At 30.8% G+C, this 22,388-nt stretch carries 20 protein-coding genes; 7 read left to right on the top strand and 13 right to left on the bottom strand.

All coding sequences use genetic code 11. The annotated features are described in order from the left end of the window. Positions 1–58 precede the first annotated feature (58 nt). The 4 genes from prfB to AC1XJX_RS04335 all read left to right on the top strand — a co-directional run bounded on the left by prfB (position 59) and on the right by AC1XJX_RS04335 (position 4,836). A protein-coding gene (prfB, locus tag AC1XJX_RS04350) for a peptide chain release factor 2 (RefSeq protein WP_482002740.1) occupies positions 59–1,169 on the top strand; the annotation gives its coding sequence in 2 pieces (ribosomal slippage) (positions 59–121 and positions 123–1,169; 1,110 coding nt in all). After that, positions 1,166–1,783 (top strand): HAD family hydrolase, encoded by a 618-nt coding sequence (locus tag AC1XJX_RS04345; RefSeq protein WP_482002739.1) that lies wholly within the window; start codon positions 1,166–1,168, stop codon positions 1,781–1,783. The genes prfB and AC1XJX_RS04345 overlap by 4 nt, the downstream gene beginning before the upstream one ends. Further along, complete coding sequence (gene arsC / locus AC1XJX_RS04340) at positions 1,783–2,124, top strand: arsenate reductase (glutaredoxin) (RefSeq protein ID WP_482002738.1); 342 nt, start codon at positions 1,783–1,785, stop codon at positions 2,122–2,124. Before AC1XJX_RS04345 ends, arsC begins: the two co-directional genes overlap by 1 nt. A gap of 180 nt (positions 2,125–2,304) precedes the next feature. Next, positions 2,305–4,836, top strand: a complete 2,532-nt coding sequence (locus AC1XJX_RS04335; protein ID WP_482002737.1) for a TonB-dependent receptor — start codon at positions 2,305–2,307, stop codon at positions 4,834–4,836. Between the two features lie 78 nt (positions 4,837–4,914). Here AC1XJX_RS04335 and AC1XJX_RS04330 read toward each other — a convergent pair whose 3' ends face one another. Together AC1XJX_RS04330 and AC1XJX_RS04325 are read right to left on the bottom strand one after the other, a co-directional pair. Then, positions 4,915–5,088, bottom strand: a complete 174-nt coding sequence (locus AC1XJX_RS04330; RefSeq protein ID WP_482002736.1) for a hypothetical protein — start codon at positions 5,086–5,088, stop codon at positions 4,915–4,917. 108 nt (positions 5,089–5,196) lie between these two features. Beyond that, the gene (locus tag AC1XJX_RS04325) at positions 5,197–5,694 is read right to left on the bottom strand and encodes a hypothetical protein (protein ID WP_482002735.1); all 498 of its coding nucleotides are present in this window, start codon (positions 5,692–5,694) and stop codon (positions 5,197–5,199) included. Positions 5,695–5,941: 247 nt separating this feature from the next. Between AC1XJX_RS04325 and fumC the strand changes: the two genes are divergently transcribed. Further along, positions 5,942–7,339, top strand: coding sequence for a class II fumarate hydratase (gene fumC / locus AC1XJX_RS04320; RefSeq protein WP_482002734.1), 1,398 nt, complete (start codon positions 5,942–5,944; stop codon positions 7,337–7,339). A gap of 146 nt (positions 7,340–7,485) precedes the next feature. Here fumC and AC1XJX_RS04315 read toward each other — a convergent pair whose 3' ends face one another. From AC1XJX_RS04315 to AC1XJX_RS04305, 3 genes are all read right to left on the bottom strand, one after another. Beyond that, positions 7,486–8,061 carry a Crp/Fnr family transcriptional regulator gene (locus AC1XJX_RS04315; RefSeq protein WP_482002733.1) on the bottom strand — a complete coding sequence of 192 codons (576 nt, stop codon included), beginning with the start codon at positions 8,059–8,061 and terminating at the stop codon, positions 7,486–7,488. Between the two features lie 5 nt (positions 8,062–8,066). Further along, complete coding sequence (locus tag AC1XJX_RS04310) at positions 8,067–8,759, bottom strand: aspartate/glutamate racemase family protein (RefSeq protein WP_482002732.1); 693 nt, start codon at positions 8,757–8,759, stop codon at positions 8,067–8,069. Between the two features lie 152 nt (positions 8,760–8,911). Next, complete coding sequence (locus AC1XJX_RS04305) at positions 8,912–9,790, bottom strand: chromosome partitioning protein ParA (protein ID WP_482002731.1); 879 nt, start codon at positions 9,788–9,790, stop codon at positions 8,912–8,914. 116 nt (positions 9,791–9,906) lie between these two features. Between AC1XJX_RS04305 and AC1XJX_RS04300 the strand changes: the two genes are divergently transcribed. Beyond that, entirely contained in the window at positions 9,907–10,926 is a 1,020-nt protein-coding gene (locus AC1XJX_RS04300) for a formimidoylglutamase (RefSeq protein ID WP_482002730.1), read from the top strand. 89 nt (positions 10,927–11,015) lie between these two features. Beyond that, entirely contained in the window at positions 11,016–11,390 is a 375-nt protein-coding gene (locus tag AC1XJX_RS04295; protein WP_482002729.1) for a GNAT family N-acetyltransferase, read from the top strand. Positions 11,391–11,417: 27 nt separating this feature from the next. Here the strand turns inward: AC1XJX_RS04295 and AC1XJX_RS04290 are convergent, their stop codons facing one another. The 8 genes from AC1XJX_RS04290 to AC1XJX_RS04255 form a co-directional block, all read right to left on the bottom strand. Next, positions 11,418–13,580, bottom strand: coding sequence for a S9 family peptidase (locus tag AC1XJX_RS04290; protein ID WP_482002728.1), 2,163 nt, complete (start codon positions 13,578–13,580; stop codon positions 11,418–11,420). A gap of 62 nt (positions 13,581–13,642) precedes the next feature. After that, positions 13,643–15,337, bottom strand: coding sequence for a hypothetical protein (locus AC1XJX_RS04285; RefSeq protein WP_482002727.1), 1,695 nt, complete (start codon positions 15,335–15,337; stop codon positions 13,643–13,645). Continuing rightward, positions 15,334–15,858: a hypothetical protein gene (locus tag AC1XJX_RS04280; RefSeq protein ID WP_482002726.1), complete on the bottom strand. Its 525-nt coding sequence runs from the start codon at positions 15,856–15,858 to the stop codon at positions 15,334–15,336. The genes AC1XJX_RS04285 and AC1XJX_RS04280 overlap by 4 nt, the downstream gene beginning before the upstream one ends. A 44-nt stretch (positions 15,859–15,902) precedes the next feature. Continuing rightward, complete coding sequence (locus tag AC1XJX_RS04275; protein ID WP_482002725.1) at positions 15,903–17,138, bottom strand: DUF6638 family protein; 1,236 nt, start codon at positions 17,136–17,138, stop codon at positions 15,903–15,905. Positions 17,139–17,142: 4 nt separating this feature from the next. Then, positions 17,143–17,724, bottom strand: coding sequence for an NUDIX domain-containing protein (locus tag AC1XJX_RS04270; RefSeq protein WP_482002724.1), 582 nt, complete (start codon positions 17,722–17,724; stop codon positions 17,143–17,145). 2 nt (positions 17,725–17,726) lie between these two features. After that, the gene (locus AC1XJX_RS04265; RefSeq protein ID WP_482002723.1) at positions 17,727–19,688 is read right to left on the bottom strand and encodes an AAA family ATPase; all 1,962 of its coding nucleotides are present in this window, start codon (positions 19,686–19,688) and stop codon (positions 17,727–17,729) included. A 32-nt stretch (positions 19,689–19,720) separates the two neighbouring features. Then, the gene (locus AC1XJX_RS04260) at positions 19,721–20,773 is read right to left on the bottom strand and encodes a hypothetical protein (RefSeq protein ID WP_482002722.1); all 1,053 of its coding nucleotides are present in this window, start codon (positions 20,771–20,773) and stop codon (positions 19,721–19,723) included. Between the two features lie 209 nt (positions 20,774–20,982). Further along, the gene (locus tag AC1XJX_RS04255) at positions 20,983–22,326 is read right to left on the bottom strand and encodes a microtubule-binding protein (protein WP_482002721.1); all 1,344 of its coding nucleotides are present in this window, start codon (positions 22,324–22,326) and stop codon (positions 20,983–20,985) included. Between the last annotated feature and the right edge of the window lie 62 nt (positions 22,327–22,388).

Raw genomic sequence — 22,388 nt, 5'->3', positions numbered from 1 at the left:
ACATATAATTTTAATATCTAGCTATATATCTTATTTTTGCTCAAAATAAATTTTAAAAATGATTACATCAGATCAAATTAAAAACCTTAATACCCGCCTTGACAAACTTAGGCACTATCTTTGACATAGATGCCAAACTTATAGAAATACAAAACGAAGAAGAACAAACCTTCGACCCCAATTTTTGGAATAATTCCAAACAAGCCGAATTGGTTATGAAATCTCTTAGAGAGAAAAGAAGTTGGGTTCAAGATTATAAAAAATCAAAAACTTTAGTTGAAGATTTAGAAGTTGTTTATGAGTTTTTTAAAGAAGACGAAGCTAGTACTGAAGATGTTCAAAACTCATTTGAGAATGCCATTAATATTATTGAAAAGTTAGAGTTTAAGAATATGCTTTCTGAAGAGGGAGATTCCTTAAGTGCAGTACTTCAAATTACTGCAGGTGCAGGCGGAACAGAAAGTTGTGATTGGGCTAGCATGCTTATGCGTATGTACTTAATGTATGCAGAAAAAAGTGGCTTTAAAGTAAAAGAGCTCAATTTTCAAGAGGGTGATGTAGCAGGTATAAAAACAGTGACTTTAGAGATTGAAGGCGATTTTGCTTTTGGTTGGTTAAAAGGTGAAAATGGCGTGCATCGCTTAGTAAGAATTTCCCCTTTTGATAGTAATGCAAAACGACACACTAGTTTTGCATCTGTTTATGTTTACCCACTTGTTGATGATACCATAGAAATTGAAATTAATCCTGCTGATATTGAAATTACTACAGCACGATCAAGTGGTGCTGGTGGCCAAAATGTAAACAAAGTTGAAACTAAAGTACAACTAACGCATAAACCAACAGGTATTCAAATTCAATGCTCTGAAACGCGTTCGCAACACGATAACCGTTCTAGGGCTTTACAAATGCTTAAATCTCAATTGTATGAGATAGAATTGCAAAAACAGATGTCACAACGTGAAGATATTGAGGCTGGTAAAATGAAGATTGAATGGGGAAGTCAAATTAGAAATTATGTGATGCATCCTTATAAATTAATTAAAGACGTAAGAACCGGTCATGAAACCGGAAATGTAGATACTGTGATGGACGGAAATATTGATTCGTTTTTAAAATCATATCTGATGATGATGGGACAAAAAACAGAAGAAAATAATCAACTATGAAAAAAATTAACACTATAATTTTTGATTTAGGTGGTGTTTTAATTGATTGGAACCCCGAATATGTTTTTAAAGGTATTTTTAACAATGATCATAAAAAAATGCGGTCGTTTTTAGACAATATATGTACTAGTGATTGGAATGAAAATCAAGATGCTGGATACCCTATAAAACAAGGAACAGAAGATTTAGTCTCTAAATTCCCAGAATATAAATTTGAAATTGAACAATTTTATAGTAGATGGGAAGAAATGATTGGTGGACCTATACAGGGCACTGTTAATATTTTAGATAGCTTGATAAAAAATGATGATTTCAAGGTTGTAGCATTAACAAATTGGAGTTCAGAAACATTTCCAATTGCATTAAAAATGTTTGAGTTTCTGCATTGGTTTGATGGCATTGTGGTTTCTGGTGACGAAAAAACCAGAAAGCCTTTTAAAGAAATTTATGATATCTGTTTAAATAGATTCGATATTATTGCAAATCAAGCTATTTTTATTGATGATAATCTGAGAAATATCAAAGCTGCTAAAAAACTTGGAATAAATGGCATCCATTATGAAAATCCAAAGCAATTAAAAGTTGCTTTAAAAGCATTTAATATTAAAGTATAATGATAAAAATTTTTCATAATCCACGTTGTGCTAAATCAAGAGAAGGTTTAGAAATTTTAAAAAATTCTGGTAAACCGTTTGAGATAATAAAATATTTTGACGAAAAACTATCTCATCAAACAATAAAAAAAATAATTGACCTTTTAGGAATACATCCTATTGACCTAGTTAGAAAAAATGAATCAATTTGGAAAAATAATTTCAAAGGAAATTTATTAACAGATGATACCATTATTGAAGCTATGGTTAATAATCCTAAACTTATTGAAAGACCAATAGTTATCAATAAAAATAAGGCAGTAATAGGCAGACCTCCAGAATTCATTCTTAGCATTATTTAGTTTTGTTTAATTTTTTTAAATAATGATTTAACAAAATATTAACCCTAATAAACTTTTCATAATTATAATTTTGTTTCGAAATCAACCAGATTATTTAATCAACAATTAGTTTAACAAATTTTTAACTAGTACGATATTAAACAAAAAAAATAATTTCAAGTCCTACTACAAAACTATCCAATGAAAAACCTAAAAATATTTTTATTATTATTTTTAATATTTATTTCAATTCCTCTAAATGCCAAAACAGATAAAAATATAACTATTAAAGGGAAAGTTATCGATGCTGAAACTAAGCAACCTTTAGAATATGCAACTATTTCATTTTTCAGTTATTCTCAAGAAAAAATTGTTGATGGTATTATAACCAATATAAATGGAGATTTTAATATTAAACTTGAGGAAGATATATACGACATCAAAATCGAATATATCTCATACAAAACCATTACACTTACAAATAAAAATATTACACAAAACTTAGATTTAGGAATTATTGAACTTGAATTAAATATTGAGTCTCTAGACGCTGTTGAAGTTGTAGCTGAACGCACTAGTGTTGAAATAAAACTCGATAAGAAAATTTATAATATAGGTAAAGATTTGACTACAGCTGGTGGTACAGTAAGTGATGCACTAAATAATGTGCCATCTGTATCGGTAGATATTGAGGGAGGTATAAGCTTAAGAGGCAATGAAAATGTTCGTATTTTAATTAATGGAAAACCCTCTGCTATGGCAGGTTTTGGTGATACAAATGTTTTAAGTCAGTTGCCAGCTGAAGCTATTGAACGTGTTGAAGTAATTACATCTCCTTCAGCTAGATATGATGCTGAAGGTACTGCTGGTATTTTAAATATTATTTTAAGGCAAAAAGAAACCCTAGGTTTTAACGGATCAATAAACGCAACAGTTGGTAATCCTGATAACTTAGGACTTTCTACTAATATAAATTACAGAACAGAAAAATTTAATTTATTTTCAAATGTTGGATTTAGATATTTTGATGCACCAAGAAATGATTTCAACGATACTGAATATTTTGACAGATTAGTAAATGGTGTAGTCACAGAACCTGAATTCGAAAGAATTCGTGAAGATGAAGAAATAACACGATTGAATAGAGGTTACAATGCTAGTTTTGGAATGGAATACTTCTTAACTAAAAAAACATCCGTCACTGGAAGTTTATTTTACAGATATGGTGATGATGCAGATTTAGGTATAAATAATAGTGATAGATTTAATGGCGGAAGCATTATTGAGCAAACTCTTAGGAGTGAAAAACAAGATGAAAATGGTGGCAATTTTCAAGTATCGTTAAACTATATTACTAAGTTTAATGATGAAGGGCATGAATTGACTGCAGATTTTCAATTCGAAAATGGTTCTGAAGATCAGTTTACTGATATAAATGAAGATTTTATAATTACAAACCAGATTAATCCAGAAGCTTTTCAACAAGAAAAAATATTTCAGGTACAAGACCAAAATGAATCGCTATTTCAAATAGATTATATTTTGCCTATAGGAGAAAATGCTAGATTTGAAGCTGGTTACAGAGGCAATTTTGAAAATCAAATAAATGACTACACTTTAGAACAAGAAGACATAGGAACTGGTAATCTATTTGTTAATGATACAATTTCTAACATTTTTGATTACACAGAAAACGTAAATGCACTTTATACCCAATACGGAACAAAATTTGGTAAATTCTCATTTCTTCTAGGCTTAAGATTAGAGAATACCCAACTGAAAGGTAAAATTGATTCAAGACTTGATGATGCTGAACTTGAAGCTTCGTTTGGTTTTCCAATTGATACAGATTTCGATAATAATTACTTAGGGCTCTTCCCTACTCTAAATCTAATTTATAATCTAGGAGGCAGTGATAGTGACTCTGAAGAAAGTGTAACTTTCGGTTATAACAGAAGGATAAACAGGCCAAGAGGATGGTTTGTAAACCCATTTCCTTCAAGATCTAGTAGAACTAATGTGTTTCAAGGAAATCCAAATCTTAGCCCTGCATTTTCTAGTGCTTTTGACATTGGATATTTAAAACGATGGGATAAATTAACTTTAACGACCTCTATTTATTATCAGCATGAAACGGATTCATTTGAGCGTGTTCAAGAAAATACTGGTTTACAAACAACTGATGGAATTGATATTATTAGAACAATTCCTGTTAATTTATCAACGAATGATAGAACAGGAGCGGAATTTGGAATACTTTATAATCCTGAAAAATGGCTACGATTAAATTCAAGTTTCAACTTTTTTCAATTTGAAACAAAAGGAGCGTTTAATGGTGTAGATTATAGTGCTAAAAATACAAGCTGGTTTGCTCGTTTTAGTAGTAAGATAACACTTCCATCAAATATTGATTGGCAAACTAACGCTTCATACACTGGTCCAAATCAAAATGCACAAAGTGAGCAAAAAGGTATTTTCTCTATGGATTTAGCCTTTAGTAAAGAGGTTTTTGATAAACATTTAACCATATCTATTAATGCTCGAGATGTATTTAACTCAAGAAAAAGAAGATCTTTAACTAACACTGAATTTTTCTCAAGATATAATGAATCGCAGTGGAGGCAGCGTCAAATTAATTTATCATTAATGTATCGTTTCAACCAACAAAAACAAAAGAATCAAAACAGAAATTCAAATCCAAATAGAGATGATGACTTTGAATTTCAAGGTTAATAGTTAGACTGAAAAATTACAAATAAAAAAAGGAAGCTAAATTTATTAGCTTCCTTTTTTTTATATAAAGTTTATGTCTTAAGCTTGACGCTTCGCTTTTCTTTCTTCTCTTATTTCTTTTAGTCTTTCGATTAAAGAACCTCCAATCCAATAAGGAATTACAAAAGTTAATAAAAATATCATTAACCAAAATCCAATTGTTAAAATGGTTAGAAATGCTAAAAATCCTAAGTATTGATCAAATTCAAACATAATTGTTGTCTATTTTTAAATATCAAACAAAGATAAGTTAAACTCTTTTTTTAAACAACACAAAATTTATAATTATTAACATAGTTTTTAAGTTTTAAAAACTTAGTGTTAATCAATTAGTTTATAGGTAATTAAATCAGAACACTCGGATGTTCCTACTTTTCGGTAATAATCAATTCTTCTTTCATTACCATCATATTCTATAGTAAATGTGTTTTCACATATCAAGTTTAAAAACCTTCTTTGAGTTAATACTTCATTTAAATTATGCCCAATATAATCAAAATAATAAAGTCCTTCTTTAAGTTTTACCCAATTGCCATTTGCAACTTGTACATCTGCATAACGATCCACAAACGTTCCATCTTCATTAAACTGAAGAATTATTCTTGAATCTTCTCTTCTGTTAGCATACCAAACATCTTTCAATGTCCATGTTGTTCCAGTCCATTTATCGATAATTGACTCTAAATTTTCATTTCTATACATTTCCCATTCACCTAAAACTTCTATTATTTCTTGGTTTTCATTAACATCGTTACTTCCGCAGGATGAAAAATTAATAAAACTTAAAAGTACTATAACGGAAAGCAGATTATTTTTCATTTTTTTTATTTTATTAAAATTGGTTATTTATTATTAAACAATTGAATTTTAAATTCTCCTGATAATAATTTAAAACACATTCCTATAATTTTACAAAAATAGACTATAAACAATTGATTTTAAATAATTTATAAAAATAACTTAAACATAATCTTTTTGTATAAAAACTAAAACTTAATAGTGAGAAAATTGAAAATAAAAGGCATTTTTTCATAAATTTACATTGTAATTTAAATCGTTATTTAGAATGAGTTTTAGAATAGAAAAAGACACCATGGGCGAGGTAAAAGTACCAGCTGATAAACTTTGGGGAGCTCAAACAGAACGCTCTAGAAATAATTTTAAAATAGGTCCAGTTGCTTCAATGCCACTAGAAATTATTTATGGTTTTGCATATCTTAAAAAGGCAGCTGCGTTTACAAATTGTGAACTGGGTGTTTTAACAATTGAAAAGCGCGACCTAATAGCTACCGTTTGTGACGAAATTTTGGCTGGTGAACATAATGATCAATTTCCATTAGTTATTTGGCAAACTGGCTCTGGTACACAAAGTAACATGAATGTAAATGAAGTAATTGCTAATAGAGCACACCAAATTGCCGGAAAAGTTATAGGGGAAGGTGAAAAAACAATTCAACCAAATGACGATGTAAATAAATCCCAATCATCAAACGATACCTTTCCTACCGGGATGCATATTGCTGCTTATAAAAAAATAGTTGAAATAACCCTACCTGGAGTTAAACAGTTGAGAGATACTCTAAAGAAAAAGTCTGAAGCTTTTAAATCTGTTGTTAAAATTGGTAGAACTCACTTAATGGATGCTACGCCATTAACTTTAGGGCAAGAAATATCTGGATATGTAGCTCAATTAGATCATGGCGTAAAAGCTTTAGAGAACACTTTACCACATTTAAGTGAATTAGCACTAGGAGGTACCGCTGTAGGTACTGGTTTAAATACCCCAAAAGGTTACAGTAAACGTGTAGCTGAATATATTGCAAAATTTACTGACTTACCATTTGTAACAGCTCCAAATAAATTTGAAGCTTTAGCAGCACACGATGCTTTGGTGGAAACACATGGAGCTTTAAAACAATTAGCTGTTTCACTAAATAAAATAGCTAACGATATAAGAATGATGGCATCTGGACCAAGAAGTGGTATTGGAGAAATTATTATTCCTGCAAATGAACCTGGTAGTTCTATAATGCCAGGAAAAGTAAACCCTACTCAATGCGAAGCTTTAACTATGGTATGTGCGCAGGTTATTGGTAATGATGTTGCAGTTTCAGTCGGAGGTTTGCAGGGGCATTACGAGCTTAATGTTTTTAAACCGGTAATGGCTACAAATGTTTTACAATCTGCACAGTTAATTGGTGATGCTTGTAAGAGTTTTGATGAGCATTGTGCCGTAGGTATTGAACCAAATTATGAAATCATAACAAAATTACTTAACAATTCTTTGATGTTAGTTACAGCCCTAAATACAAAAATAGGCTATTACAAAGCTGCTGAAATAGCTAATACTGCACATAAAAATGGTACAACTCTAAAAGAAGAAGCTATAAATTTAGGTTATGTAACTGCAGTTGAATATGATGAATGGGTAAAACCTGAAGAAATGGTTGGTGGTTTAAAATAAACTATAAATTTTATCTTAAAAAAAACAGGTAAAAAAATTTACCTGTTTTTATCTTTGGTTAGTTAGCTATTAATCCTATTTAAACAAATTAAAAGGATATCTATAACAAATATAGAATTTGAAAGTCTATTAAAAATTAACAAATGTTAATCGCTATCTAATTTTTTTCTAATTCTACTTAATTGAACTGCAGTAATACCCAAATAAGAAGCAATATGGTATTGTGGAATTAAATTATCTAAATCAGGAATTTGACTTTTTAATTCTAAGTATCTGTCCTTTGCATCTAGCGAAATTAATTCAACTAATCGCTTTTCATATTTTATATAAATATATTCTAGAATACTTGAATACAATAAACTTAGCTCATGGCTTTTTTTACACATTTGCATTAGCTTATTAAAATCTATTTCATATAACTTACAGCTTGTAAGGGTTTCAAAAACTAGATTTGAAGGTTTTTTAGTTATTAAAGCCGTTAACGACCCTAAAAAACTATTTGGTAAGTAAAAACTTTTATTAAACTCCTTACCTGATTCAGTGCAAATATAACATCTAACTACCCCAGAAATAACAAAATAGACTTTAGTTGGCACTTCACCTAGCTTGACTAATTGAATTCCGGATTCTATTTTTCTATAATCAGCAAGCTCAATAAGTTGATTAACCTTTTCATGTGAAAAGCCAGATAATAAATTCAATATTGAGTTGCTTTCTTTCATTAAATTTATTTAATTATGGAAAAATTAAATGCTTTATTAGCATGTATGGTAGTTGTATCAAAAGATGGTACTAATAAATCTTCTTGTTTTATTAAAAGAGGTATTTCTGTACAACCTAAAATTACAGCTTCACAACCATTTTCTACTAATTTATCTATTATTTGCAAATAAACTTGTTTAGATGTATCATTTAAGATGCCTTTCGATAATTCTTTATAAATAATATCATGAACCATATTTCTATCTTCAACATTTGGAACCAAAGTTGTAATACCGTAAGATTTTAAAATATCAATATAAAAATCTTTTTCCATAGTATATTTAGTTCCTAAAAGAGCTACTTTTTTAATATTCTTTTCAATAATTTTTTCAGCAGTAGCTTCTGCAATATGAATCACGGGGATGTTAACACAGTCTCTAACAGCATCAATAGTTAAATGCATCGTATTTGCACAAATTAAAATACAATCTGCTCCAGCTAACTCTAAACTTTTTCCAGAAATCGCCATTAAATCATTTAATTTATCCCATCTATTTTGATGTTGTAAATTAGATATTTCAGCAAAGTCAACCGAATTAATAATAACTTTAGAAGAGTGATTTTCACCAAAATAATCGCTAGCTAATCTATTCAAAACCTCATAATACATAACTGTAGATTGAGGAGTGATTCCACCAATTAAACCAATTGTTTTCATTGCTTTAAATTTTAACTAAATTATGGCTAAATTTTATAAAAGAAACTTAATAATATTAATAATATTGATAAAAAAATTTTATAATCAATTCTATAAGAATAAAAAACCTCAAACGTTGAGTTTGAGGTTTTAAATTTAAAATTATATAATATTTATTTTAAAGTAAATTCAGAAGTTGCAACTAAATCTTTTTCATTAAATACATTTACAATATAACGTCCTGAGGCAAAATCACCTGATGATGTTATAAACTCGCAGATGTTTAAGTTGGCATTCTCGTAATTAAACTTACTAATTAAGCTATAGTTTAAAGTTTTTTCTCCAAAAGAAACTTGCTCATTTAATCCTAAAGTATTGTTTTTTGAATCGATAACTTGTACATATAATTCTTGCTCTCCTGCTTGAATTAATTTGTTTTTAGCTACAATAAAACATACTCTAATTTTGTCACTTCTGCTAGCTCTTTCAGTAGGTATTACTTTACCAGACGTTCTCACAATAACTCCGGAAGCTTTTAAATCTACAGCCGATAATACGGATGCATTTGAAACTACTTCTGCTAAAGCATTATTTTGAACTAATAAAGAATCTGTAAAAATAGTTCGCTCTTCTAAACGAACTCGAGTACTATCTAAAGATGTTGCCAAATAAGAATTCTCAACTCTTAAAGAATCATTCTGAGCTAATAAAACATCCATTTCTTTTTGTAATGAAGCATATTTTTGTTTGTATCTCCATAAACTTTTCACATTAGTTTCTGAAATTTTTAATGAGTCAATCAATCCTTGAATACGCGCTCTAGCTTCAATTAAATTATTATTGGCAACTTCGTTTTCACCTATAGCCTCATCATATTGTTTAGCCATAGCATTTAAATCATTCATTACTAACTGTTTTTGTTCAGTTAAATCATTTTCTACTTTCTTACTAGAAGAGTATAAATTCATGGTATAAAAACCAGTTGCTAAAAATAAAACTACTGCAATACCTAGTGCTACTTTAAGTCCCATACTACTTTTGTTGTTTTCCATAATTACTTGTTTTTTGAGTTTTTAAATTTAAATCTTGTTTTTTGTTATTATATTTATTTTGATAATTATGAGTAAATAATAGTGTACTTTTAATTTCCAAAATTCAACTACTCATTATGGATAAGCTCGTTTTATTCAATAAAACTATTTGCAATAAATTATTAAATAAACGCCGAGGTGAATCCAAATTTGGTGAACACATTAAAATATTAACCAACATTTCCAATATATACGAGCAACTTATAAATTTGGATGTTAACTATGTTATTTTAGGTTTACCAGAAGATGTTGGGGTTTTTGCTAATCAAGGAAATGTAGGTGCCTCTAAAGCATGGGAAGGCACTTTAAAAACCATACTAAACATTCAAAGTAATCGTTTTACAAAGGCTGAAAAAGTTTTAATCTTAGGACATTTAGATTTTACAAAAGAACAAGAGGAAGTTTCTAAACTTAATAAATCCAAGAAAAAAGATGTTTTTAAAGCTCAAAAATTAGTTGAAACTATTGATACTTGTGTAACTCATTTAATATACCAAATTGTTTTAGCTGGCAAAAAACCTATAATTATTGGTGGTGGACATAACAATGCCTACGGAAATATAAAAGGTGTTAGTTTAGCATTAAACAAACCAATAAATGTTGTTAATTTTGATGCACATTCTGATTTTAGAACTGAAGAAGGACGCCATAGCGGTAATGGTTTTCGTTACGCTTTAACGGAAGGTTTTTTAGGGAATTATTTTATTTTTGGTCTTCATGAAAATTATACATCAGATAAAATTTTTAATTCATTAGATAACTTGAAAAATATAAGATTCAACACATTTGAAGCTATTGAAATAAGAAATGAATTAAATTTTAAACAAGAAATGGAAATTGCTTTAAATCATATTTCAAATGATGTTTTTGGTATTGAAATAGATTGCGATGCTATACAAAACATACCTAGTAGTGCTAAAACACCTAGTGGTTTTAGTGTTAATAATACTAGAAGCTTTGTAAACTTTTTTGGAAAACAGTCAAATGCAGCTTATTTACATATCTGTGAAGCTTCACCTAATAAAAGTACAAATAATCAAGTTGGGAAATTGATAACTTATTTAATAACCGATTTTATTAAAGCACATGAAAATTAATATAATTTCTTTTGAAAAAGAATATGCATCAAATTTCTATTCTTTAAATATTGAGTGGTTACAAACTTTTTTTTGCGTTGAACCTTATGATGAGGAAGTTTTTAGTAAACCTGAAAAAAAATATAATTGATAAAGGCGGATACATATTTTTTGCAAAGCTAAACGAAGTAATTGTTGGTACTATAGCCTTAATGCCAATTGGTAATACCAATTATTTTGAACTTACAAAAATGGCTGTTTCTCGAAAACACAGAGGTTTTAAAATTGGCCAACAAATTATGCAACATTGCATAGATTTTGCTAATAAAAATAAGATTCCAAAACTAATAATCTACTCAAGTAAAAAATTAGAAAATGTCATATATATTTACAGGAAATATGGGTTTATAGAAATTCCTTTAGAAGAAAATTGCCCCTATGAACGCTGCAATATTAAAATGCAACTTTTACTAAAAAAGCCTTGAATTTCTTCAAGGCTTTTTTAATAGTTTTTATTCTTTTATACCTTCTAAATCGAAGATGAAAGCGTACGTTAAAGCTAGCCTTTTGTATCGTTCAAATCTACCAGAAGCTCCACCATGTCCTGTTTCCATGTTACAATCCATAAGCAACAAATTATCGTCAGTTTTTAATTCTCTTAATTTGGCAATCCATTTTGCAGGTTCCCAATATTGAACTTGGCTATCCCAATAACCAGTTGTAATTAAAATACTTGGATAATCTTTAGCTTCTACATTATCATATGGTGAGTAAGATTTCATATAATCATAATACTCTTTATTTTTAGGGTTTCCCCACTCATCAAACTCAAATGTTGTTAATGGAATTGTTTCGTCCAACATAGTAGAAACCACATCAACAAATGGTACAGCAGCAACAACACCATTCCATAAATTTGGTTCCATGTTTAAAATAGCACCCATAAGTAATCCACCTGCAGATCCACCATAAGCATATAGTTGTTTGCTATTTGTAAATTTTTCATCAACTAAAAATTTACCTACATCAATAAAATCGGTAAAAGTGTTTTTCTTTTTTAATAGTTTACCGTCTTCATACCAATCTCTACCCATTTCTTGTCCACCTCTAATATGAGCGATAGCGTAAATAAAGCCTCTATCAAGTAAACTTAATCTCGACGAACTAAATGTAGGCTCAGAATTACTACCGTAAGACCCATAAGCATACAAGAATAATGGGTTATTCCCGTTTTTTTCAATACCTTTTTTATAAACTAAAGATACAGGAACTTTAGTGCCATCTGTTGCTGTAGCAAATAAACGTTCAGAAACATAATTCTCTTTGGAGAAATTACCGCCTAATACCTCTTCTTCCTTCAATAATACACGCTCTTTTGTAGCCATATTATACTCGTATGTACTATTTGGTGTTGTAAGAGAACTATACCAATAACGTAACATATTAGTATCAAAATCAATATTTGAAGTTGTACTTGCATAATAAGCTGGATCATTAAACTCTAAGTAATAATCAACACCATCCCAATCCATAACTCTAATAGTTCTTAAACCATCTTTTCGCTCTTCGGCCACTAAGAAGTTTTTAAATAAATCCATGCCTTGAAAATAGACGTCTTCCCTATGAGGAATAACATCTATCCAATTTTCTTTTTCAGTTTTATTAATTGGAGTTTTTACTAATTTAAAATTTTTGGCGCCTTTATTTGTTCTTATATAAAAATAATCTTCAAAATGATCTACGCTATATTCTAAATCTTTCTCTCTAGGTTGAATAACTTTCCATTCACCATTAGGGGTATTGGCATCTAAATATCTATATTCAGTTGATAACGTTTGCGAGCTACCTATAATTAAAAACGCATCAGACTTAGTTTTACCAACTCCACAACTAAATGTATCATCTTTTTCTTCAAAAACAACGACATCTTCAGATTGATCTGTACCAATAATATGTTTAACAATTTTATTCTGACGTAGCGTTTGAGGATCTTTAGTAGTATAAAAAATAGTCTTATTATCGTTAGCCCAAGTTGCACCGCCACCAGTATTGCTTAATTTGTCTTTTAATAATTCGCCTGTTTCTAAATTTTTAAAATAAATCGTGTATTGCCTTCTTGAAATCGTATCAATACCAAATGCTAATATGGTATTGTTTGGACTCACAGACTGTCCTCCTATGCCATAATATGAATATCCTTTTGCCATTTTTGGTCCGTTAAGCATAATCTCTTCTAAAGCACCATCTTCAAGTTTTATTCTGCAAAACAGTGCATAATCATCACCCTCTTCAAAACGTGTGTAATAAGAATAACCATTATCATTTACGGGAACAGATTGGTCATCTTTTTTAATACGATCAACAATCTCTGTATATAATTTATCTTGTAATCCTTGGGTATGTGCCATAGCTTTATTTAAATACTTATTTTCAGCATTTAAATAATCTAAAACATCTTGTGTTTGGGTATCAGGTGTTTCAGCATTTTTTTGTTCGTCACTTAATCGCATCCAAAAGTAATTGTCAATTCGTGTATCATCATGAATTGTTAACTCTAATGGCACTTTTTTTGCAACTGGAGTTTCTAGTGTTAGGTATGGTTTTGTTGTTTCAGTTTTTTTACATGAAGAAAGTAAAACAAAAAAGGTTAAAAGTGAAAAAAATGTGGTTTTCATAATGGTCGATTTTTATAATTATAAAGGAACGAATTAATACTTTAAAGATTAAATATAATTTGTTAATTAATTGTTTTCAACGAATCAATCTGCTTTTGAAGTTTTTCTAGCAACTCCGTTTTTTCATCTTTAAAAGGAACTATAAGGCTTATAGAATCTTTTACGGACGCTGCCAATTCTATATTTTTAGTTTCTTCAACAAAATAATAACCAATTTTTTCGCTCGCTCTCCAAGCTTCATTTAATTGCTCATAAACTGTTTTATCCCATTGACTCGGGTGTTTTACATCAATCCAAATTACATCTCTATATTCGCTATCAATTAACACCAAATCTGGGGTTGCAGAGCCGTCAAATTGTTGTGCATTTTTATCACTTATTGATGAAACAGTCCCCATAAAAAACATACGTTTTTTACCAGCCAAATTTTTAATATAGGGTCTAAACTCCACAGGTGTATTGGCTGTCCAATCATATTCTTTACGAGACTCTTGTACTTTTAAAGGCATTGCCGAAACACCTGCATAACCCTCTTTTTTAGCTGCATGATTATAATAATAGAATTTATCTGTTCCATCTGCAGGTACAAATACACTAAAACTTAAACTAGTTCGCTCATCTCCCACTGGCTCGAGTCCAAACCAATGATACAATCCGCTAAATGCATCGGTATTGGTATTAGAAAAATCAAAATCGGTTACATAAGGTTGTTGATTTTGATCTTTAGGCATTTCAGGAATTTTAACCGCCGTTTCCATATTCCAAGGTAATGGATCACTAAAACCACCTAAAAACTTTAAAGATTCGGCTTGTAACCTTGAAACCTTTACAGCGAGCGTATTTTGTCTTGTTAAATAAGGATGGTTTTTCATGTTTTTAGGACTAATATAGGTTCCTTTTCCTATCAAAATACGTTCTATATAATCTTTATAATCGTGTTCACCACTCTCAATAACCATTATGCCTCCAAAGGTTGGATATGGAAAGAAAAAACCTTTCCATTTAATTAAACTCACCACTTCTACCCACTGTCCCGTATCATTCTTCATATAATAAGTATCACTAGGTTCCAAGGATAATAGTTGCAAAAAATTAAACCTTTGAACAACAGAATTGTAGGTGTTTCTACTGAATTTTAAAGATTCACCAATAGAAAACGTTACTGAAATTCTATTATCATTTGAAAATCTAGGGAATGGTGTGGTGCTAGAGACTGCAAAAACTTCTTCAGTATTATCTGTTATGCCTTGCCACATATATTTCTCTGTTGGCTGTATAGCCATCGTCCATTTATTTTCATCACCAATTCTAACCAAATGTGGAAGTGAAACATCTTTAGTTTCTCCAACACTTTCATTTGCCATTGAAAAAATATTACGTAATGGTTGTATACGCTCGTTTTGAGTTAATGGCAATTCGTTTATTTCAACTTTATTTAAGTTATTGAAAACATTATATGTTTTCATATAATCGTACATTTTGAAATGCCAACCCACCACATATAAAATCCCAAAGAACACTAATAACATTCCTAAAATACCAAGCCTACCAATTGTACTTGCGGAGCTTCTAAATTTTCGCAATCCAAAAAACAACACAATGACGCTTAATAGAATAACAAAAATGTATTTTCTAACGAATAACAATGCAGGTTGATAATCATCTCGCAATATAAACAAAGCTATGAGTAGAATGAGCAAAACAACTATGGTTATTGTTTTTTGATTTATGCCTTTATTCCAGTAGTTTTTAATCATAATAACCCTTTATCTTTTAAACGTTCCCTAGCAGTTTTTTGTTCAGTTTCAGATTGCTTTTTGATTTCTTTTTTAGTTTCTTCAACCACTTTGGCATCTTTGGTTTTCAAATCTTCAATAAAATCTTTTCCTTTTTCAATAGTATCATGAACCATATCTTCCAATGAATCACTTTTTTTATCAATAACTTCACTGGATTTAAATATAAAATTTGCTAAATAGGTTCCTGCCAAAGTGCCCACAATCATGGATGCAAAAATGGAAATGGTGGCAATATCTATGGGAATTAAGAAACGTGTAACCAGAATTCCTATCAAAAATAAAAATCCGATAAAAACCAATCTGATAATAAATTTTTGCTGATATACAAATCCGGTTTTATCGGTAGGTTTCATTTGTAAGTCTTTGGAATACATGAGTTTATTAAAAAATCGATATAAACCGTTTCCTTGAGACTCTCGCCAGTATATTAAAGCTCCAAAAAGTATCGAACCGATGAAGATGATTAACTCTAGTGTCATGATTTTAGGATTTTGGTTACTTTTATAAAGTTAGTCTATAATTTTTAAATATTGTTACTAATGGTTTCAACAACCCAATCTTTGAAGGATTCATCCCATGTTTTAAAAGCCTCATAAAAGGCTTCTTTATCGTACCAATACCAAAATAACACGTCCTTTGGAGCAATATTCACCAACAATTTCCAAATTAAATCTTGGTGTTTTGGTTCCAAGGACGAATGTGGTTCGAGTAAAGCCTCAAAGAGTTTGGTGTCCACTATATCAGAAATTTTAAATTCGTTACTGATTTCCAATTTTTCCAAATAACGTTCCACACTCATTACTTTTTTACGGGACTCAATATCCAATTTGTTTAAATAACTTTTAAATAAAATAGGGTCAGTTAAAATATCTTTAGTGGGATGTTGGGTATCTTTTAAGCATTGTGCCATTTCATATTTTTTGATGCGCTCGTAGCGGTTGGTTTTGACCACTTTTTCTAAATCATGTTCAATAATCACATGGTCTCGAAGTTTTTCCATAAGTTCAGGCTGATGGATATGAAATATCAATACCTCGTAATTCGTATCTTTAATAGCTTCTTTATACCATGTTTCATCCTCAAAAACCACAATAGGTGTAATGAAGTCGCGTAACACATAAACTCCACCAAAAGCTTTGGTGTAAAAGGAATCGGTGGTGTATTGGAGTTCGTGTAAATCTAAATCACGGTTGCGCAAATCACCATATTTTTTTGCGGAATCAAGCAATTGCTGATGGATGGTTTCATCAATAAAATTATGGTCCCTATTAAATTTATCCACCAGTTGTAATTGTTCTTTTTGAATTCGATCTAGATTATCAATCAAATGAAAATGAACAGTAATTTTATCATATTTTAAAACATCCAAAGGCTCATAAAAAGCATCGATGCCTTGGTCAAAATCCAAACAAATGGCAGAATCTCTGGTAATATCCTTTATTTTCTCGCCATGGATTTTAAAAACGAATTTCATCAAGTCCCTATCAAAGGTATGAGACGGCAAATACAAGGGTTTTCCTTTTTGTAAAGGCGAAATAATAATACCATGTGGATTGGCTTCGCCATTATTTAGATAGTAATTGTCTTTCTTTTCCTCTGATATTTCTGGACTCCAGCCAACACCATCAATAGAAAAGGTTTTAAGCTTGGTTTCGGTAAACCCAAGTTTCACCAAGCATTTGTTATAACGCTCAACTAGTTTTCCGCTTACAGGAATAAGTTCACTTCTATATAAATTGGCTTGTTTTAGTTTGTCCATTTTATTATAACAACTTATTTATCTGTGCATACTGCAACAACAAAATGGTTTTAGCATCAATAATCTCAAAATGGTCTACCATACTTAAAGCTTTGGAAAAAGGAATTTCCAATACTTCAATTTCTTCATTTTCAATCTCTAATCCACCACCATCATTAATTTTCATGGCGTCATTATATTCGGCCACAAACAAAAACATTTTTTCGGTAACCGCACCCGGAGAGGTATAACATTCTATAACTTTTTTAGCACTTTCAATTTTATAACCTACTTCTTCTTCCACTTCACGAATAATACAGACTTCTGGTGCTTCGTTCTTATCAATAGCTCCAGCGCAAACTTCAACAGACATGCCATCTTTTTTATTGTTATCAAAAGCTGGCATTCTAAATTGTTTTGTTAAAATAATGGTTCCTTTTTCTTTGTTATAAAGCAAAATACCAGTTCCGTTACCTCTATCATAACTTTCTCGCGATAATCGTTTCCAACTACCATCGTTAAATTTATAATCATAATCAATTCTATTAAGAGTTGCCCATTCACTGGACAACTCGGTATAAGTTATATTTCTTAATTTATCTTCCACGCTTACTTGTTATCTAATGTTTTTCTTGCTTCAATCTCAATATTTAATTGATTCACTCTTTCATCTACTTTTCGTTTAAAATCAGTATCAGCAATAGTTGCTACGTTGTCTAAATAGCGAACTACTTCCTGACGGCGAATTTCTGAGAAATCTAATCCTTTCATATTAGTGCGCATCAATTCTTGAAGCATAGTAAATTTAGTATCGTAATCTTTTTTGAAATAAATTTCTGGGTTCTCAAACCAATTTTCTTCCAAATCAAAATCAGTTAAACGCAACGATACGGTACTTTGTATATTCCGAATATCTCGCGAAGAGAAAAAAGGAAATACTTTTTGAATTTCTTTATATAAATTGGCATAAAACAAATGCTGATCGGATTTAAATTGCTTTTCAACCTTATCATAAATGGCATGAACACGCTCTTCTGTTGGCTTTTCTGAAACATTCAAAATTTCACCCATATTTTTGGCTAAACCTTGTTCTTGCAAATAGGCATAATTTTCTGGTCCTTGCATGTTTACAAAATTAGGTATAGTTTCATCCAATTTTCGCCACCAAAGATAATCTTGGTCTAAAAAGTCATGTTCTGTTCGAGCTCCATCAATTTTAAAACGCCCTTGCACGCGTGATAAAACAGCCTTATCTAACATTTCTGGAAGATTGGTGAAAAGTCCAATAGAACTGTTACCATAATTCACAGCGTAAGCACCTTCGGTATATCTTAAAAACACACCAATAACTTCTTTCACGCCTGCTGAAACACCTTGGGTTGTTCGTTCTTGCAAATTATTTTCGGCATCGTCAATAGGTGCAAAAATGAGTTTAGTTGGATCTTTAAGAGGTTTCATCCATTCTACCATTTTTTCAGCAGAACCACCTTGAAACGTTGAAATCAAAGTGTCTGGCATGGGGTGAAATAAAAATGGGATATCCAACGTATCACAATGCTCTTTCAATCGCGTAGCTATAGCCGCAATGAGCATACTTTTTCCTGTTCCTGGAATCCCATAACCCATAAACACAGGCATAAAACCACCCAATTCTTGAAACGGGTTTTTTTTAGCGGTAAAGTCGTAACTCAACATACGCTCAGTTAAACGGCGAGCAAAATGTTTTGCATCTCTATTTCCAACTATTTGTTCGAACTTTATTTTATTAAACTCAATACTTTTTGCTGTGCCTTGAAATACATTATTCCAACCCGAAATGGCAAACTCCGATTTTTCAAGCTTGTAAGTTCTGTCTTCAATGGTTTCGGTATATTCTAAAGAGCTTTTTCGCAATTGGATTTCATCAATCAATGCTTCAAAATAAACCACCGTAAAATCAATGACATCTTTATCTGACTTAATGATTTCAGGATGCCCCAGATACTTGTCATAGTAAAACAAACCACAAGAAATACCTTTTATAGGCGACATGAATGACATCTCGGGAATGCCAGCAAACTTTTGTTTCATCACACTTAAACCGTCTGAGGCATAAGGTTTTAAATCGTTTAGAATTTTATAAGCTATTGAAAATAGCATGAACGCTGTTGCGGTAAGCATTTTGCTTTCAAATTCACGTTTACCGTTGGTATCTAAAGCTGATTTATTCTCGTTTAAACTGGATAAGCCAGAAGCATCATAGTAACTATCTTTAATCCAAATACCTAGAGTTAGACCTTCCTGAACGGCGAAAAGGGTTTGATTCAAATAAATAGGAATCGCCACAGAATTGGGCAATAAACGCTTTTTTAAAGCTAAAATCGTTTTGGAAACCGATGTGATTTCAGCAGTAATAGAGCCATTGTTAGCTCGTGATAAATACAATAAAATTGATTCGTCTTTAGTATCTTTATCTCTGCTTTTAGCTTTGGCACCTTGCTCCCATTGTACACTTTTTAAATAGGATGCAGCTTCATCACGAAGCATATCGAGTTCGGATAATTTTATAGGGAATGTTGAGTTGTGTTCCATTTCTTTAGTTAAAAGTTTTAAGTTTAAACTTTTTAAATTTTCAAACCAGCTATTTCAATAGGCGCTTTAGTCAAGTTATTCATCATTTCTGGTGTTTTACTATATAATAGTTGAATGATGCGATGTGGCGCTAAAACATATTTTTGTTTAAAAACGGTGTCCCATTTTTGAAGGGTTTGCTTGCTAAAAAAACCACCTTCTTCAAATTCACTGTTAGATTTTAATTCATCTATTTTTAGTGAAATCGCATACGATTCTAAAGGAATTTCCTTTTTTCCAATACCTTCTAAAATAGCATGAGTTAATTCATTTTCATCTTTTGCAAACACATTGTGTATAGGACCTAAATCTAAACGTCTTATAAGTTTAGGTGCAATTTTTGGTAATTTTCTATCAATAGTATAAGCCATAGTATCTAAAGACATTTCTCTATCCGAAGTAGTTTTTAGTACTTCATAAATTTCATTTTTATAATCGTTTATCCTAGTACCATCATAATTAAAATACATAAAACAGATAAATGGTCTGTTGTTTGAAACATCATAAAAGCTCCAGCTAGTTAATAAATCTGCATCATAACCCTCTGGTGCGTTTAAAATTTTACCTTGCACAAAACGATTAAAAATAAATTGTTTGTTAACTGAGGTATAATAAACAATCGAAGCAGCCTGAAATAACAGGTTTTTTTTAATAGATTGCTTCTTATGCATTAAGGTTTCTAAAAATTGTTCCTTTAAAGTAGTTACTGGTGTTAATTTATCTAAATATTCATCCCGTAATTCTAAATCATTAAACAAATACCGAAATTCTAAATAGTTTGGAAATCCAGAATCTGTTAAATCTACTTTCATTTGATCCTCTTCATCATACATATATTTAATGCGCATGGCTTCAATAGAATACAAAAGCAAATCAGAATATTGTTTGAATAATAAAACCTCCTGTTCAGAACAAAGTTTTTGCCTCTGCACAACAACAATTAATTCTTTAAAAGCAAAATCAATCATTTTGTGATAAAAAATATATTGCTCTTTCGAATCGAGAATTGCAGAATCTAAGGGTGTTACTATGTGGTTTATGGACATTTTTTAGTCTTGAGTTAGCAGTATACAGTATGTGGCTTTACCATAAATTCACTAATATTTTAATAATTTATGCGTTACCTAAAGGTCAGGCTTTCACTACTCGCTCCTTCTTTCGTCAGGGAGCTCAAACAAACCGTTCAATCCTTGACGCAGAATACCTAACAAAACCCATCCAAAAGAGGAGAATGTTAAAGAAAATCAGAATATTATTAAGATAACAAATCGTCTTCTTTAGCTTCTGGTTTTGGTTTGCCCTCTGGTTTCCCATCATCGCCAGATGGTTTATTGGCATCAGCTTTATAGTAATCTTCAAAAATCTCTTTCATATCAATCCCATAACGCTCTGCAAAATTCTTTTGAATTTCGCCATCTTTTGCACGAATTTCTTGAAGAGCCTCTGCATAACTACTATAAACACCTTGCATTACTTTTTCGTGAACCGGAATATTATCCATCATATCTTGACGTGCTTTGGCACTAGCTGTATGCATAGATGCTAAAGTTTCACCAATATGTTCATCTGTTTTAACCCCTAAATGCTCTAAAATAGCTGCGAATTCTTGGTCTGTTCTTGCCTTAAGAGCTATTATATAACCATCATAATATTTAATACGCTCTTCAGTATCACTCTTCAATTTAGCACGATGTGTTTGCAAATTACTACGTAAGGATGTTAATACTTTTATTGTTAAATTATGTTTATGTACAAAGCTGTCTTTACTTGAAGCTAGCGTAGTGTATGCATTTTTAAGACCTTCCAACTCTTCAACTTTTTGTTCAAGTTGAGTTACTTTACCAACTGCTTGTGCATAATCAGCAGATTGTTTATCAACAATATCTTCCAACTCTTGGCGTGCTTGTTTTAACAAAGCATACTGTTCTTCTAACTTTGTTTCAACTTCTTTCTTTTTCTCTAAAGCTTTTGTATGATTTTTTGTAGCTTCAACAATTGCGTCTTGTAATTTATCTTCTACTTCTTTAATCTCTATTTCGCGATTTTTTAAACGAGAAACCGCCGCTTGAGATTTATAAGAAAGCTCTCCTAAAAGTGTTTGAACATCGGCGCTTTCTATACGCTCTTGAAACATAGCTTTTGCTTTGTTATCTGCGCCAGCTCTTACTTTTTCGGCTGCTTTTAAAGCGGCATCTGCTTTTGCTATTTTACTTTTTCTACCCCAAAGGTTGTTCCACCATGTATCTGGTTTATTTTTAGCATCTTCTAACTCAATTCTAGCACGCTCTAATGCTTTTTGGGCATCATCTATTACTTTTTGCTCGGTAGGATTTAAAGCTGAAAATTTTTCAAAAATGATACCAACTTCATCTTGATAATCGGTTAAATCTTTGATGGCATCTAAAAGTGTTGTTCTATCTTTCTCTGCCATATGAACCACATCATCCAAAGTAGCATTTAGAATTTTTTGTCGCACTTGAGGATCATCCTCTTGAGACAATTTAGATTTCATGGTGTCAATGGCTTTTCCCCAGTTAACATCAACTTTTTCGCTTTTTTGGTTTGAATTGGTTTCTAATAAATCAAAATCATCAGACATAGTATGGCTTGTGTTTTAAATTGAACTTGTTATGTTAAGCAATTTCGTTAAAAAATATGATT

It is taken from the genome of Flaviramulus sp. (genome assembly GCF_982512915.1).
The sequence above is the reverse complement of the archived record's forward strand: the minus strand, read 5'-3'. Positions and strand labels throughout refer to the sequence as shown.

Bases quoted from the DNA above. Each gene is read 5' to 3' on its own strand.
- AC1XJX_RS04325 (WP_482002735.1), bottom strand. From the start codon at position 5,694: ATGAAAAATAATCTGCTTTCCGTTATAGTACTTTTAAGTTTTATTAAT.
- AC1XJX_RS04280 (WP_482002726.1), bottom strand. From the start codon at position 15,858: ATGACACTAGAGTTAATCATCTTCATCGGTTCGATACTTTTTGGAGCT.
- AC1XJX_RS04315 (WP_482002733.1), bottom strand. From the start codon at position 8,061: ATGAAAGAAAGCAACTCAATATTGAATTTATTATCTGGCTTTTCACAT.
- AC1XJX_RS04285 (WP_482002727.1), bottom strand. From the start codon at position 15,337: ATGATTAAAAACTACTGGAATAAAGGCATAAATCAAAAAACAATAACC.
- AC1XJX_RS04265 (WP_482002723.1), bottom strand. From the start codon at position 19,688: ATGGAACACAACTCAACATTCCCTATAAAATTATCCGAACTCGATATG.
- AC1XJX_RS04290 (WP_482002728.1), bottom strand. From the start codon at position 13,580: ATGAAAACCACATTTTTTTCACTTTTAACCTTTTTTGTTTTACTTTCT.
- AC1XJX_RS04260 (WP_482002722.1), bottom strand. From the start codon at position 20,773: ATGTCCATAAACCACATAGTAACACCCTTAGATTCTGCAATTCTCGAT.
- AC1XJX_RS04295 (WP_482002729.1), top strand. From the start codon at position 11,016: ATGAGGAAGTTTTTAGTAAACCTGAAAAAAAATATAATTGATAAAGGC.
- fumC (WP_482002734.1), top strand. From the start codon at position 5,942: ATGAGTTTTAGAATAGAAAAAGACACCATGGGCGAGGTAAAAGTACCA.
- AC1XJX_RS04300 (WP_482002730.1), top strand. From the start codon at position 9,907: ATGGATAAGCTCGTTTTATTCAATAAAACTATTTGCAATAAATTATTA.
- AC1XJX_RS04255 (WP_482002721.1), bottom strand. From the start codon at position 22,326: ATGTCTGATGATTTTGATTTATTAGAAACCAATTCAAACCAAAAAAGC.
- AC1XJX_RS04275 (WP_482002725.1), bottom strand. From the start codon at position 17,138: ATGGACAAACTAAAACAAGCCAATTTATATAGAAGTGAACTTATTCCT.
- AC1XJX_RS04330 (WP_482002736.1), bottom strand. From the start codon at position 5,088: ATGTTTGAATTTGATCAATACTTAGGATTTTTAGCATTTCTAACCATT.
- arsC (WP_482002738.1), top strand. From the start codon at position 1,783: ATGATAAAAATTTTTCATAATCCACGTTGTGCTAAATCAAGAGAAGGT.
- AC1XJX_RS04305 (WP_482002731.1), bottom strand. From the start codon at position 9,790: ATGGAAAACAACAAAAGTAGTATGGGACTTAAAGTAGCACTAGGTATT.
- AC1XJX_RS04345 (WP_482002739.1), top strand. From the start codon at position 1,166: ATGAAAAAAATTAACACTATAATTTTTGATTTAGGTGGTGTTTTAATT.
- AC1XJX_RS04310 (WP_482002732.1), bottom strand. From the start codon at position 8,759: ATGAAAACAATTGGTTTAATTGGTGGAATCACTCCTCAATCTACAGTT.
- AC1XJX_RS04335 (WP_482002737.1), top strand. From the start codon at position 2,305: ATGAAAAACCTAAAAATATTTTTATTATTATTTTTAATATTTATTTCA.